Origin of the sequence: Neorhizobium huautlense, from assembly GCF_030811685.1 — a bacterium.
Classification (GTDB): Bacteria; Pseudomonadota; Alphaproteobacteria; order Rhizobiales; family Rhizobiaceae; genus Neorhizobium; species Neorhizobium huautlense_A.
The window spans coordinates 336,638-351,640 of sequence record NZ_JAUSRF010000005.1; the positions used below are offsets into that span (position 1 = coordinate 336,638).

A 15,003-nucleotide genomic window follows, 5' to 3' on the forward strand; every position below is an offset into this window, starting at 1 on the left:
TTCACCCAACTGTTATTCAGCGCTTAGCCATTTCCCGGCATATGCCTTGAAGGACGATGCGGGCTTTGAGATATTCCGCGCCACTGAAACGCTTTCTGCCAGGATGTTATGCTTCTCAATACACTAGCCGATACGACCCGCCGGATGCTTCTTGCTCTGGTCATGATTGCCTTGAGCCTTGGCCTGGCAATGCCGGTTCTGGCAGAAGGCCCGGCAGAACCTTGGCCGCAAACGCAGAGCGATCTGAAAGCCGATCCGGCTGTGCAGTTCGGCACGCTTGAGAACGGGATGCGCTATGCGATCATGCGCAATACCACGCCGCCGAAACAGGCGGCGATCCGTTTCCGCATCGGTTCCGGTTCGCTCGATGAGAACGAAGATCAGCGTGGTCTGGCGCATTTTCTGGAGCACATGGCCTTCAAGGGGTCGACGAACGTCGGCGAGGACGAGATGGTTCGTATCCTCCAGCGCAAGGGGCTGGCATTCGGGCCGGATACCAATGCCCATACCTCATACGGTGAGACCGTCTATTCGCTGGACCTTCCGCAAGTCGATGCCGACACGATTTCCACCGGGCTGAAGCTGATGCGGGAAACCGCAAGCGAGCTGACGCTCAATGCAGCGGCCTTCGACCGCGAACGCGGCGTTATCCTGGCGGAGGAGCGTTTGCGCGATACGCCGCAATATCGCGCCACAGTCAAGGCCATGAATTCTCTGATGGAAGGCCAGCGTGTCACGGAACGCATGCCGATCGGCAAGACCGACGTCATCCGCAATGCTCCGGTCGATCTCCTGCGCAACTATTACAAGAACAATTACCGCCCTGAACGCACGACGCTGATCGTCGTCGGTGATATCGATCCCGCCACGCTGGAAAAGGAAATTCGAGAGCGGTTCAGCGACTGGAAGACCGACACGCCGGCACCTGCCGCACCTGACCTCGGCAGCCTGAAGCCCAAGGGCGAAACGTTCGACGTCATTGCCGTGCCAGGCACCACGACCAGCGTTCAGATCGCCTGGACCATTCCGTTCGAGGATACTCCGGACACAGCCGCCAAGCGCCGTAAACAGGTGGTCGAAGGGCTCGGGCTTCAGGTTCTGCAGCGACGCCTCAGCAACATGGCAGCCAAGGCGGACGCGCCCTTTATCGGTGCGAATGCCGGTTCGCAGGACCTGCTGAAATCGGTCCATTTCACTGCGGTTTCCGCTGAATCGGAGCCGGATAAATGGCAGGCGGCCCTTTCGGCCATCGATCAGGAACAGCGGCGCATTCAGGAATTCGGCGTCAGCGAAGCGGAACTTCAGCGCGAAATCGTCGCCTATCGGTCCATGTTGCAGGCGGATGCTGCGGGAGCCGCGACACGCAGCACGACCGGACTTGCCTCCATGCTGGCGGGCAGTGTCGACAGCGATCAGGTGTTCACGTCTCCGGCCGATGATCTCGCCCTGTTCGATACGATTGTCGGTGAAGTGACCGCAGCCGAAATCAACACGGTTCTGCGCCAGACCTTTTCCGGAAATGGCCCGCAGGTTCTGCTGCAGGCGGCACAGGCGCCGGAAGGCGGCGCCGATGCGGTCCGTCAGGCCTACACGGCGTCCCGGGCTGTTGCCGTTTCCGAACTCGCCGGAGCCGATGATGTCGTATGGCCCTATACCTCGTTCGGAGAGCCGGGCGCTGTTGTCGAACGTCGCACCGTCGACGATCTCGGCCTGACCATGGTGCGTTTCGCCAATGGCGTGCGCCTTACCGTCAAGCCGACAAAACTGCGGGCCAATGAAGTCCTCGTTCGCCAGCTTATCGGCGGCGGCAGAATGGAAATGCCGCATGATCGTGCCCTGCCGATCTGGGCATCGCCGGGTATCATCCTGTCCGGCACGAAGGCGCTGGATTTCCAGGACATCCAGAAAGTGCTGGCGTCAAAAATCGCCTCCATCGATTTTTCGGTCGGTGACAACACCGTGATGTTCGATGGCCGGACACGGACGGAAGACCTTGCAACGCAGTTGCAGCTGATGACCGCCTATACGTCCGACGCCGCCTATCGGCCCGAGGTTTTCAAGCGCATCCAGCAGGCCTATCTGAGCGGCCTTGATCAATACGGTGCCACTGCCGGCGGCGTGCTCGGTCGCGATTTCGCAGGTCTGGTGCATTCTAAGGATCCACGCTGGACTTTCCCTGACCGCGAGCAGCTGTCCGCGGCGACACCGGATGGTGTCGAGGCACTGTTCCGTCCCCTCATTTCCAAGGGACCTATCGAGATCATCATCGTCGGCGACGTCACGGTCGATGATGCCATCCGCCTGACGGCAGATACGTTCGGTGCCTTGCCGGAGCGCGCGAAGGTTGACGCGAAAGCAGATCAGCAGGCGGTGCGTTTCCCCGATCCGACTGAAAAGCCCGTCATCGCCACCCATTCCGGCCGCGAGGACACTGCTGCTATCGCCGTTGGTGCGCCGATCGGCGATCTCCTGTCGGATATTCCGCGCGCTTTCATCGCCAATATCTCGACGCAGATCTTCGAGAACAGACTGATCGACCAGTTCAGAATCGCGGAAGGTGCGACCTACGGCCTTCAGGGCAGTGCCGATCTGTCGCGGGATTTGCCCGGTTACGGTTTTGGCTATTTCTACCTCGAGACGACGCCCGCGAAGGTGAGCGGATTCTATCAGCTGTTTGAAAAGGTTGCCGCCGACCTTGGCGCGAACCCGGTTTCTGACGATGAACTTGCCCGCGCCCGCGAGCCGGCAATCGAAACGCTCCGCAATCAGCAGCAGGCCAATGATTACTGGGTACGACACCTGAGAAACGCGCAGACCGATCCACGTCAGCTGGAGTTCATCCGCTACAGCATGGAGGGATATGGCAAGGTGACTGCCGACGAGGTGCGCGCCTTTGCAAAGGAATATTTCGCACCGCAAAAGTTCTGGAAGTTCGAGGTTCTGCCGGCCGGCATTCGCTGACCCGCACTGGCATCATGCAGATAACGTGAGGGGCCGGTCACACGGGCCCCTCACGTCGAATTGTCTTGGCTGGTTGCCAAAACACCTTAAATGCTCCACCTAAGTCGCATAATCCAATCCCGACATCGCAACTGGGGTCACATCTGAATGCGCTTACGATACGGCCTTATCGGTCTCATCCTCACTCTGGCAACGCCGGCCTATGCTCTGGAAGCCAAGGAGCTTCCGCAACTGGCACCGCTGGAACGGCAGGCGCAGGCCGCCAATCTGAGCGCGCAATTCCTGACACGTTATGCCTACAAGCCGGTTCCGCTGGATGACGCGCTGTCCGTGCGCATCATGGACCAGTTCATCAAGTCGCTCGATCCGGACAGGATGATGTTCTCGCAGGCCGACATCGATGGCTTTACGGCAGAGAACAAGAATATCGATGACGCCATCATCAATGAAGACCTGACGATCCCTTTCTCGATCTTCACCACCTATTCGCAGCGCGTCGTGGATCGCATGACCTATGCGCAGAGCCTGCTGAAACAGGATTTCGACTTCACCACACAGGAAGAGTTTGCCGTCCTGCGTGAAGATGCGCCATGGGCGAAATCCGAAGAGGAAAGCAAGGAGCTTTGGCGCAAGCGCGTGAAAAACGACTGGCTGCGCCTGAAAATCGCCGGCCAGAGCGATGAGGCAATCCGAAAGACGCTGGAAAGGCGCTACCAGAATACGCTCGATCGCGTTTACACCTACAAAAGCGACGACGTTTTCCAGTCCTTCATGGCGGCCTATACGACCTCCATCGATCCGCATACGGATTATTTCGGAGCACGGGCATCGGCCGAATTCGACATATCGATGAAGCTTTCGCTGGTTGGCATCGGTGCCGTCCTGCAGGAGCGTGATGGCTATACGACGATCCGCGAGCTTGTTGCCGGCGGTCCGGCGCAGCTGTCGGGCAAGATCGCTGTCGGTGATCGGATCATCGGCGTGGGTCAGGGCGAAGAAGGTGCGATCGAGGAAGTGGTCGGCAACCGCCTCGATGAAGTCGTGCAACTGATCCGCGGCAAGGAAAACTCAGTGGTGCGGCTGGACATCCTCCCGGCCGATGCCGGCGAAAGCGGCAATCACCGCGTCATCAACATCGTGCGTGAAAAGATCAGCCTTGAAAAACAGGCCGCATCCAAGACCATCGTACCGGTCGAGGAAAACGGCACGACCCGGAAGATCGGCGTGATCACGTTGCCGACCTTCTACGAGGATTTCGACGCCCGCCAGAAGGGCGACAAGGAATACCGGGGCGCGAGCCGTGATGTCGCCAAGCTTCTGGAAGAGTTGAAGACGGAAAAGGTCGACGGTGTCGTGATCGACCTGCGCGACAATGGCGGTGGTTCCCTGCAGGAATCGATCGAGATGACCGGTCTGTTCGTCGGCAAGGGTCCGGTCGTCCAGCAGCGGAATGCCGAAGGTGAGGTCCGGATCGAAAGCGACGACCTTTCCAAGCCGGCATGGACCGGGCCGCTCGGCGTGTTGATCAATCGCGGCTCCGCGTCGGCCTCCGAGATTTTCGCGGCGGCCATTCAGGATTATGGTCGCGGCGTGATCATCGGTGATCCCAGCTTCGGCAAGGGCAGCGTGCAGACGGTGGTCAATCTCGACCGCATGGTGAAAAATAAGGATGCGGACCTTGGCGAACTGAAGCTGACGATCGCGCAGTTCTTCCGCATCAATGGCGGCACGACCCAGCTGCGCGGGGTGAATCCCGATATCGCTCTGCCCGGGTTGGCCGATCCCAAGACATTTGGCGAATCGAGCTATGACAACGCTTTGCCTTGGACCTCTATCAAGCCGGCGAAATACAAGCCGTCGAAGGATATGGCTGCGGTGATACCGCAACTGCTCGAGCGCCATGAAGCGCGCGTAAAGCAGGATGCGGACTTCCAGCGTTTTGTCGAGGACATCGAAGCGGTCAAGGCACAGCGCGAGAAAGGCACCATTTCTCTCAACGAAGCCGAACGCCGCAAGGAACAGGCCACGCTGGCGGAGCGTCTCAAGGCACGCCAGCAAGCGGACGGCTCTGCACCGCAGGAAGACGATGGCCTGCAGTCCAACGAACGAAGCCTGACTGCGGATCTGGCCATGGAAGCAGCCCGCAAGAACGCGAAGGACGTGCTGCGCACGGAAGCCGCAGCGATCATTGCCGATCAGGCTGCCCTTTCCGCAGCAAAGGGGAAATAGGCCATTCGCCCCTCTATGTGATCCCTCACCGGATGACCCATCGGAGCCACGCTGAACGTTTCGGTGTGGCTCCGGACATATGCCATAAAGGCGTAGACGGGCGACACGAGACGGCTGTCAGGTCTCATTCGTCACGCGGCGTTGTGCCCGCCAAAAGTGTGTCGCATCTGCATCACTCTCCACAACTCCGCCTTGGCCCGGTTGGCAATCGCAAATCGCTTCGATACAAAGGTGCATCGCATCACCTCAAACTCATGGGAGGCATTGAATGACAGCAGTATTCATCGAAACCTTCCCATGTGGCATGTCCCGACTTTAGGACCTTGCCATTCCCGGCCCGCCTTGGGTCGCGACATGCGGTAATCTTTCCCCCTGTAGCCCAACTGAGACGGCTGGATCGTTTCGCCTGACGTTCGGGTTATGCCATTTAACTTATGTTTTGAGGGCCGGTTGCCGATACATGGCGCCGGGCTGGTTGATATGACTCGCAGAAAACTCGATTTTCGCGCCGACGCTTACCGTCACGTGCTCGGCTTCGTTTTCCACTATTGGCGCCACCGACCCGCACTGGTCGGCACGATCATCGTTCTGGTGATTGCAAGCACGCTGGCGGAAGTCATGGTGCCGGTTTTCTCCGGCCGGATTGTCGATGCCATTGCCGGCGGCGGCGGTGCAGATGACGCCATGCGCGCCTTTGCCATCGTCGTGACCTTAGGTTTGACCAGCGTCGTCCTGCGCTGGTTCATTTTTCATGGCATCATCCGCCTCACGCTGCGCACCATGAAGGATGTGACGAACAACGGATTCCATAAGGTCCAGCGCTTCTCCACCGACTGGCATGCCAACAGCTTTGCCGGCTCGACCGTGCGCAAGATCACGCGCGGCATGTGGGCGCTCGACCAGCTGAATGACCTGTTGCTGATTGCGCTTTTGCCGTCGGTCGTCATGCTGATCGGTGCCAGCATCGTGCTCGGCAGCTATTGGCCGGTCATGGGACTGATCGTGGCCTGCGGATCGCTGGTCTATATCGGCGTGACCGTGGCACTCTCGATGGGTTTCGTGTCGCCGGCGGCACGGCTTGCCAATGCCTGGGATACCAAGCTTGGCGGCGCTCTGGCGGATGCCATCAGCTGCAATTCCGTCGTTAAAGCCTTTGGCGCCGAAAACCGCGAAGAAGCGCGGCTCAGCCATGTGCTGGCGAAGTGGGACAGCCGCACGCGCCGAACCTGGAAACGCGGCACACTGAGCGGCACCATCCAGGGCTTCATGATGGTCTCGATGCAGGCCGGCATTCTTGGAACCGGTCTTGTCATGTGGCGACAGGGGCTGGCTTCGGCGGGCGACATCACCTTCGTGCTCGCCATGTTCTTCGTATTGCAGGGTTATCTGCGCAATGTCGGTCAGGATATCCGCAACCTGCAGCGCGCCGTCAACGATATGGAAGAGCTGGTGCTTCTGGACAAGATGCCGCTCGGCGTCGAGGACAAGACCGGTGCCAAAACCATCGAGATCGGCGATGGCGAGATCGTTTTCGATCGCGTCACATTTCAGTATGGCGCGCATCAAACACCGCTTTACGACGACTTTTCGGTCACCATCAAACCGGGTGAACGCGTTGGTCTGGTGGGGCATTCGGGCTCGGGCAAGACGACGTTCGTAAAGCTCATCCAGCGGCTTCATGACGTCAACTCGGGCACGGTCCGCATCGATGGGCAGAACATCGCGGATGTGACACAGGCAAGCCTGCGCGGCCAGATCGCCATCGTGCAGCAGGAACCCATCCTGTTTCACCGGACATTGGCGGAAAACATCGCTTATGGCCGTCCGGGTGCATCGCGGCGTGAGATCGAGCAGGCTGCCAAGCAGGCGAGCGCGCATGATTTCATCATGGCCCTGCCCAAGGGTTATGAAACCATGGTGGGCGAACGCGGTGTCAAACTGTCTGGCGGGGAACGCCAGCGTGTCGCCATCGCGCGCGCCTTTCTGGCCGATGCGCCGGTGCTGATCCTCGACGAGGCGACATCGAGCCTCGACAGCGAAAGCGAGGTTCAGATCCAGAAGGCGATGGAGCGGCTGATGGTGGGGCGCACGACGCTGATCATCGCGCACCGGCTTTCCACCGTTCGCGCTCTGGACCGCCTGCTGGTCTTCGACAAGGGCAAGATTGCCGAGGAGGGGGATCATCAGGCGTTGATCCGGCTTCATGACGGCATCTATCGCCGGCTGTTCGAAAGGCAGGCGCTGGAACTGACAAAGGGGCTCGTTGCCTGAAGCTGACGCCGGGGTGGATCGCCCCGGCGTTTGTGTGCCGCTGGTATTTGCCCGGCTGTCTCTGTAAGCAGGGCTTCAGTTGCGGTCGTTTGTCCGCGCGGCATTTTTGGTGATGGATACGAGGCTATGCGGAAAATTCGCGTCATCGGCATTGGTGCCGGCAACCCGGAACATGTCACGATCCAGGCGGTCAATGCACTGAAAACCTGTGACGTGCTGCTCGTGCCGACCAAGGGCGCGGAAAAGGAATTTCTCGCTAACCTGCGCCGCGAGATTTGCGATCGTTTCATCACCGAACGCCAGCCACGGTATGTGCATTTCGCCGTGCCGCCGCGCAAATCCGATGGGGAATATCAGCGCTCGGTGGCGGAATGGCACGCCGCCATCGCAAAGATTTATGAAGACCTGCTCCTGCAGCAAGTCGGAGAGGACGAGACGGTCGGCTTGCTGGTCTGGGGCGATCCCATGCTGTTCGACAGCACGTTGCGGATATTGGAGCATGTGCAGGCAAATGCCCGTGTCGCATTCGATTATGATGTCATTGCCGGCATAACCAGCCTGCAGGCGCTCTGCGCCAGCCATCGCATTCCGTTGAACCGCATCGGCAAGCCGGTTGAGATCACGACGGGGAGGCGCCTTTCGGAAGGCTGGCCGGCGCAGGTCGATGATATCGCCGTCATGCTGGACGGCATTCGTGCTTATGAGACCGTCGATACCACGGACGTGACCATCCATTGGGGCGCCTATCTGGGCACGCCGATGGAAATCGGCCTGTCCGGGCGGCTTGCGGACATAGGGCCGGAGATCAGCAAGGTCCGGGCCGAAGCCCGGGCCAAACATGGCTGGATCATGGATACCTATATCCTGCGTCGCCCGATCGATGAGGTGGATGAGGATCAGTGACGGCCTGAAACGACCGGCCGGCACTCCTGCAGCTTATGGTTTTTTGCTCCAAAACGGCCAAGGTCCTCGGTCAGTTCGGCAAGTGCCGTGGCATCAAACAGGTCCGGTGAGACGGTCGTGCGCAATTCGTAATCGACGTGGCTGGCAAGCAGCAGTTCGAGGCTTTGGCGTGCTTTCGATCCGCTTCCGGAAACACGGGTGATTCGCTCGTAGTCGGCGAAGGCGGACTTGATGTCCAGTCCCACCCAGTCGACCATCGGCAAAACCTCGGCCAGACGACGCGGATAGGCGCCGCCCGTATGCAGGCCGATCCGAAAACCCATGGCGCGGACTTGCGCCATCGCGTCAGCAAGACCGCGTTGCAGCGTCGGCTCACCGCCTGAAAACACCACGCCATCCAGAAGACCACGCCGTGTTTCGAGAAACGCCAAAATTTCCTGCCACGACAGTTCATGTTCACCCACCGCCGGCAACAGGCCGGGATTGTGGCAATAGGAACAATCCCATGGGCATCCTTGGCAGAATACCGTTGCCACGATTTCGCCGGGCCAATCGCAAAGCGACAGGCCCTCGAAACCTCCGACGCGAATGGTATTGTCCACCTCAGTCAACGTTGGTTCGCCGCTCCGTGAAATAGACGCGTTCTTTGAACTCGCTTTTCTTGCCGAGATTGAAGGAGGAGGTCGGGCGGTGATAACCCATCACCCGGGTCCAGACTTCGCAACGCTGGCGATCCTCATCCTTCAGCATGACAGCGGGGGTGGCAATGGCTTTGGCATCGGTTTCGATATTGCGTGAATGCAGCATTGGACTTCCTTTCAGTGTGCGGTTTTGTTGAGCGTCTGGCGGGCGATCAGGTCGGCGTCGCATTTCGGGCAGAACTCGTGTTCGCCTGCGAGATAACCGTGTTTGGGGCAGATCGAGAATGTCGGGGTGACGGTGATATAGGGGAGGCGGAAGTTTTCGAGTGACCGGCGCACCAGCTTGCGGCAGGCGTCGGCCGAGGACAGTTTCGTGCCCATATAGAGATGCAGCACGGTGCCGCCGGTATATTTGCGCTGCAGATCGTCCTGTCGCGTCAGCGCTTCGAAGGCATCCGAGGTGAAGCCGGCGGGAAGCTGGCTGGAATTGGTGTAATAGGGCGCATCCGCCGTGCCCGCCTGCAGGATGTCGTCGTAGCGTTTGGCATCCTCGCGGGCAAAACGATAGGTCGTGCCCTCCGCCGGTGTGGCTTCGAGATTGTAGAGGTGGCAGGTTTCTTCCTGAAATTGGACAATGCGCGCCCGGATATGATCGAGCAGCCGCAGGGCAAAGGCATGGCCCCATTCGCTGGTAATGTCATGCGCATCCGAGGTGAAATTGCGGATCATCTCGTTGATGCCGTTGACCCCGAGCGTGGAAAAATGGTTGTCGAGCGTGCCGAGATAACGCTTCGTATAGGGCAGGAGACCGTCGTCGATCAGTTTCTGCACGACAATGCGCTTGATCTCGAGGCTGTCGCGGCCGAGATCGAGAAGCCGGTCGAGCCGGTTCAGCAGCGCCGGCTCATCACCCTTGAAGAGATAACCGAGCCGGGCGCAGTTGATGGTGACCACACCGAGCGAGCCGGTCTGTTCGGCGCTGCCGAAAAGCCCGTTGCCGCGCTTCAGCAATTCGCTGAGATCGAGTTGCAGACGGCAGCACATGGAGCGCACCATGTTGGGCTGCAGTTCGGAATTGAGAAAGTTCTGGAAATAGGGAAGGCCGTATTTCGCCGTCAGTGCAAACAGGCGCTCGGCATTCTCGCTTTCCCATGGGAAATCCGGCGTGATGTTGTAGGTCGGGATCGGGAAGGTGAAAACCCGCCCCTTGCCGTCACCGGCCGCCATCACTTCCATATAGGCGCGGTTGATCATGTCCATTTCCACCTGCAAGTCGCCATAGGTGAAATCCATCGCCTTGTCGGCGATGACGGGCACCTGATCACGCAGGTCATCCGGGCAGACCCAGTCGAACGTCAGGTTGGTGAATGGCGTCTGCGTGCCCCAGCGGGAGGGAACGTTGAGATTGTAGATAAGCTCCTGCATGCATTGCAGCACCTGCGGATAGGTAAGCCGGTCCGCGCGCACATAGGGCGCCATATAGGTATCGAAGGAACTGAAGGCCTGCGCGCCGGCCCATTCATTCTGCAGAGTGCCGAGGAAATTGACGATCTGGCCGATCGCGCTCGACATATGCCGCGGCGGACCCGCCTCCACCTTGCCGGCAACGCCGTTCAAGCCTTCGGACAACAGCATGCGCAGCGACCAGCCGGCGCAATATCCGGCCAGCATGTCGAGATCGTGGATATGAAAATCACCATCGCGATGCGTCTGCCCGACCGCATCCGGATAGACATGCGACAGCCAGTAATTGGCGACGACCTTACCCGACACATTGAGAATCAGGCCGCCCAGAGAATAACCCTGATTGGCATTGGCGTTCACGCGCCAGTCGGCCCGCCCGAGATATTCGTCGATTGTCGAAATCGGATCGATGGAAATGCCGGGGGTATCTTCGGTCCGCGCGGGTCTGTAGTCCAGCGGCGCGGCAACCCGCGTTAAACGATCGTCATTGTTGTTTTCCGGCTCCACCGCTCGCCCTCTCGTGAATCAACATATAGTGTATGAATTCACCCAAAAGCGCGATTTATGGTGGTTTCGTCTTTGAGGCAGATCAAACCGCGCAGGGCGCAATCGTCGCACCCATGGACGGGTGAGGGCGGCAGGACGTCATCAAAAAACACCGCACACGTTTTGCTGCCCGCTAAGAGCTGCAGCCCCTGGAATGAAGAGAATGGATGGTGACGTGTGATGATTATCGGCGGTGATGTCGACCGCCTTGAACACTCCAATGCACCAGATGCGCCTCTCGGTTAAGCGGGGTGCAGAGTGTGATGTTTCAGGGCTCCACAATCCTTGTGGAGCCCTGAAATAGACGATCAGAGAACGGTTACGTTCTCAGCCTTCGACTTGCCGGTCTTGCGATCCTGGCCAACGTCGTAGCTGACCTTCTGGCCATCCTGCAGCGCGCCGCCGAAGCCGACAGCGGAAATGTGGACGAAAACGTCCGGGCCACCGTTGTCCGGAGTGATGAAGCCGAAGCCCTTGTCCTGAGCGAAGAATTTAACCGTACCTGTTGCCATAATGTCCTCGTTGAATGAATACGACTCCGCCGTGATAGCGTCCTACACCGATACTCACAAGTATCTTTGACCATGTCTGCATGTTCGCAGGCGAAAACTGGCCACAAAAAGCTACTCGCTGGAGCTTTCGCGATGAAACGGGCGCATCAGGTGGCCGGAGGAAACAGGCCTGCTGCTTCCGCGCGCCTTGATATCGACCGGATGATCTCCTGGATTTTCGGCTTAGTGCGTCCGTCGGGCAGAACGTAGAACCCCATCACCGCTTGGCGCCGCGGGCTCGGCGGATCGATCTTCACCTCTCGCAGGCCCTGCTTGATGAAATAGTCCCGCAGCACGTCGCTATGTATCAGCACGGCATCGGTGTTGAGCGCGAAGCTGATGCAGGCATCCATGGAATTGCAGGCAAAGGCATGACCGATGCCATCGAGATTTTGCGCTCCGGCGCCCGACGTCAGGCGTTTTTGCCGGGCATCCGTCGGATTGGCCATCGTTGTCGGAAAGACCCGCACCTCGTCGATCGAATGGGCGCGTTCGAGCAGCGGATGCCCCTCTCGAACGAAATAGCCGTCGGTTGCCAGTCCCAGCGGAATGAAATCCACGGCAAGCCCTGGCTTGAGATGGTCGATCCGGTGCCCCATGAAAAGGGCAATGTCACCAGCGATCAGCTGGTCCATGCAGCGCATCATGTTGCCGATGCTGACATTGATAGGTGCTGCCGGATGCGCCTTGAAATGCTCGATCACAAAGTCCTTGAGCAGCAGGATCCAGGTCGAATAACCGGTGCCGATGCTGATGCCTTCTTCGAGCTCGGCCTTCTGCCGGGCAATCGTGGCCAGTGCGTTGGAATGCAGCCGGCTCATGAACAGCGCGCTGTTGTAAAGCGTCTCGCCATAGGGTGTCAGCTGAACCCCGCGGACCGACCGGATGAACAGATCGACCCCCAGCGATTGTTCCAGCCGTTTGATGTTGTAGCTCAGCGCAGGCTGCGAAATATGCAGTATTTCGGCTGCCGCCATGAACGATCCCGCGTCTGCCACAGCCGCGAACTGTTCCAGTGCCTTGTCCATTCAGGTCCTCCCAAACCATAAAGGATCTTTATGATTGGGCTGAAATTTTATATTTGTCCATATGTCTCGTGATGGCTAGTCTTTCCCGTGCAAGCGCACTCGAGGAGGAGTCGGGCTGGCATAAACCGGCTCGTTTGCAAGGCGAACGGGGCTGATATCGTCTCGGGAGGATGACATGAATAAGATCCAGATTGGTCGGCGTCGGTTCCTCGGCGCCGGTTTGGCGGCCGCGAGCCTGCCATTGTTTTCCAGTGGCCGCGCTGCTGCTCAGGATGCCGCCAATGTGCGCATGATCTGGTGGGGTGGCGATGAACGGGCGCGGCGCACCAATGCTGCCATCGAGCTGTTCAAAAAGGCCAACCCGCAGACCGCGATCCAGGCCGAATTCATGGGCTGGGATGATTACTGGGCGCGCCTCGCCACGCAGGTTGCCGGTGGCAATGCGCCGGATTTCATCCAGATGGATTATCGTTACATGTTCGAATACGCCCGTCGTGGCGCGATCCGGCCGCTGGACGAATATCTCGGCAATCAGCTGAAGCTCGAGGATTTCGGCAAGGTCAATCTCGACAGCTGCTCCGTCGATGGCAAGCTTTACGGCGGCAATGTCGGCGTCAACGCTTTCGCGCTGGTTTTCGACGCCAAGGCATGGGGTGAAGCGGGCGCTACGCCGCCGGATCTGAAGACCACTTGGGAAGGTTTCGCCGAAAAATGCGCGGCCTTCGGCAAGGGCAACAAGAACAAGCGCCTCAGCGCCACGGCGGATGGCAGCGGTCAGGAAACGCTGTTCGAAATCTGGCTGCGCACGCAGGGCAAAGCGCTCTATAACCCCGACGGCACGCTCGCCTATGACGCTGCCGATGCCGGCCGCTGGTTCACCTATTGGGCAGAGATGCGCAGCGCCGGCAGTTGCGTCGCCGCAGACGTGCAGGCGCTCTATAAGCAGTCGCCGGAGACCTCGCCGATCGTCAATGGCCGCTCGGCCACCGATTTCGTGCATTCCAACCAGTTCGAAGGCTGCCAGAAGCTTGTGCCCTTCGAACTGACAGCCACCGGTAGCCCTGTTCAGGACGGCGGAAAGCCCGGCCAGTATCTGAAGCCATCGCAGTTGTTTGCGATTTCCTCAAGCTCCAAGAACGCTGAGGCAACGGCAAAACTGATCAACTTCCTGATTGCCGAACCGGAAGGTGCCAAGATCCTCGGTCTCGACCGCGGCGTTCCGGCGTCTCCCGCCATTCGTGATGCGATCATGGCGGATCTCAACCCGAATGCTCGCAAGGTTGTCGAACTCGTGTCGGCGATCACGCCCCTGGTTGGCCCCCTGCCGCCGGCACCGCCGCGCGGTGCGGGTGAAATCAACGACGTGCTCATCCGTATCAGTCAGGAAGCCTCGTTCGACGCCGTGACGCCCGAACAGGCCGGCGCCAATCTGGTCGATGAAGCATCCGCCATCCTGAAGCGTGGCTGATGATGGCTGTTGCTCATACACATGAAACGCAGAGCTTGAGGCGACCGGAAGGCCGCTTCATGACGGCGATCCGGCGCAACGGTGCGGGGTATCTGTTTCTCTCGCCCTGGCTGATCGGTTTCTTCTGCCTGACGCTGGGGCCGGCGCTCGCATCGCTCTATCTGTCCTTCACACGGTTCGACCTGCTGAATGCACCGGAATTTATCGGCGCCCAGAACTATGTGCGCATGGTGACCGCCGATCCGAAATTCGCGGCCTCGATGAAGGTGACGCTGATCTATGTCGTCTTCTCCGTGCCGCTGAAGCTGGCTTTTGCGCTGGCCGTGGCCATGGTGCTGAACCGCGGCATGCGTGGCCTGCCGGTCTACCGGGCGATCTTCTATCTGCCTTCGCTGCTCGGCACGTCGGTTGCTATAGCCGTCCTGTGGCGCCAGCTTTTTGCCGCCGATGGCATGGTCAACGGCATTCTGGCGCAGTTCGGCATCATCGGCCCGAGCTGGATCTCCAACCCGAATTACTCGATCTATACGCTGGTCGTCCTGTCCGTCTGGCAGTTCGGTTCGCCGATGATCATCTTTCTGGCTGGCCTGCGGCAGATCCCTACCGACATGTACGAGGCTGCAAGTCTCGACGGCGCATCGCCCGCACGGCAGTTCTGGCGCATTACGCTGCCACTTCTGTCGCCGGTGATCTTCTTCAATCTGGTGATCCAGGTGATCGAGGCCTTCAAGGCCTTCACGCCGGCCTTCGTCATCTCCGGCGGCTCGGGCGGACCGATCAATTCGACGCTGTTTTATACGCTTTATCTCTATCAGGAAGGTTTCAGCTATTTCCGCATGGGCTACGCCTCGGCGCTGGCCTGGGTGCTGGTGGCGATCATCGCCGTGTTCACTGCCTTTTCCTTCCTGACGACAAAATACTGGGTGCATTACGATGACTGA

At 59.3% G+C, this 15,003-nt stretch carries 11 protein-coding genes; 6 read left to right on the plus strand and 5 right to left on the minus strand.

Annotation, left to right across the window (positions count from 1 at the left end):
- Window positions 1-162: 162 nt before the first annotated feature.
- The 4 genes from J2T09_RS09935 (at window position 163) to cobF (ending at window position 8,364) form a co-directional block, all read left to right on the plus strand.
- Window positions 163-2,961, plus strand: a complete 2,799-nt coding sequence (locus tag J2T09_RS09935) for a M16 family metallopeptidase (protein ID WP_306833906.1) — start codon at window positions 163-165, stop codon at window positions 2,959-2,961.
- A 147-nt stretch (window positions 2,962-3,108) separates the two neighbouring features.
- A complete protein-coding gene (locus tag J2T09_RS09940) occupies window positions 3,109-5,190 on the plus strand; it encodes a carboxy terminal-processing peptidase (RefSeq protein WP_306833793.1) in 2,082 nt (693 codons plus the stop codon).
- Window positions 5,191-5,670: 480 nt separating this feature from the next.
- Window positions 5,671-7,461, plus strand: a complete 1,791-nt coding sequence (locus tag J2T09_RS09945) for an ABC transporter ATP-binding protein (RefSeq protein ID WP_306833796.1) — start codon at window positions 5,671-5,673, stop codon at window positions 7,459-7,461.
- Window positions 7,462-7,587: 126 nt separating this feature from the next.
- Complete coding sequence (gene cobF, locus J2T09_RS09950; protein ID WP_306833798.1) at window positions 7,588-8,364, plus strand: precorrin-6A synthase (deacetylating); 777 nt, start codon at window positions 7,588-7,590, stop codon at window positions 8,362-8,364.
- Here cobF and J2T09_RS09955 read toward each other — a convergent pair.
- From J2T09_RS09955 to J2T09_RS09975, 5 genes are all read right to left on the minus strand, one after another.
- Window positions 8,358-8,966: an anaerobic ribonucleoside-triphosphate reductase activating protein gene (locus J2T09_RS09955; protein ID WP_306833908.1), complete on the minus strand. Its 609-nt coding sequence runs from the start codon at window positions 8,964-8,966 to the stop codon at window positions 8,358-8,360. The two genes, cobF and J2T09_RS09955, sit on opposite strands and share 7 nt — an antisense overlap.
- Window position 8,967: 1 nt before the next feature.
- Window positions 8,968-9,171 (minus strand): anaerobic ribonucleoside-triphosphate reductase, encoded by a 204-nt coding sequence (gene nrdD, locus J2T09_RS09960; protein WP_306833799.1) that lies wholly within the window; start codon window positions 9,169-9,171, stop codon window positions 8,968-8,970.
- A gap of 11 nt (window positions 9,172-9,182) precedes the next feature.
- Entirely contained in the window at window positions 9,183-10,976 is a 1,794-nt protein-coding gene (locus tag J2T09_RS09965) for a ribonucleoside triphosphate reductase (protein WP_306833801.1), read from the minus strand.
- A 347-nt stretch (window positions 10,977-11,323) separates the two neighbouring features.
- Window positions 11,324-11,527 carry a cold-shock protein gene (locus J2T09_RS09970; protein WP_142831178.1) on the minus strand — a complete coding sequence of 68 codons (204 nt, stop codon included), beginning with the start codon at window positions 11,525-11,527 and terminating at the stop codon, window positions 11,324-11,326.
- A 146-nt stretch (window positions 11,528-11,673) separates the two neighbouring features.
- The gene (locus J2T09_RS09975; RefSeq protein ID WP_306833806.1) at window positions 11,674-12,594 is read right to left on the minus strand and encodes a LysR family transcriptional regulator; all 921 of its coding nucleotides are present in this window, start codon (window positions 12,592-12,594) and stop codon (window positions 11,674-11,676) included.
- A 175-nt stretch (window positions 12,595-12,769) separates the two neighbouring features.
- On the opposite strand from J2T09_RS09975, the gene J2T09_RS09980 reads away from it, so the two are divergent.
- Both J2T09_RS09980 and J2T09_RS09985 read left to right on the plus strand, forming a co-directional pair.
- Window positions 12,770-14,062, plus strand: a complete 1,293-nt coding sequence (locus J2T09_RS09980; protein ID WP_306833808.1) for an ABC transporter substrate-binding protein — start codon at window positions 12,770-12,772, stop codon at window positions 14,060-14,062.
- Window positions 14,062-15,003: a carbohydrate ABC transporter permease gene (locus tag J2T09_RS09985; protein ID WP_373458411.1), complete on the plus strand. Its 942-nt coding sequence runs from the start codon at window positions 14,062-14,064 to the stop codon at window positions 15,001-15,003. The genes J2T09_RS09980 and J2T09_RS09985 overlap by 1 nt, the downstream gene beginning before the upstream one ends.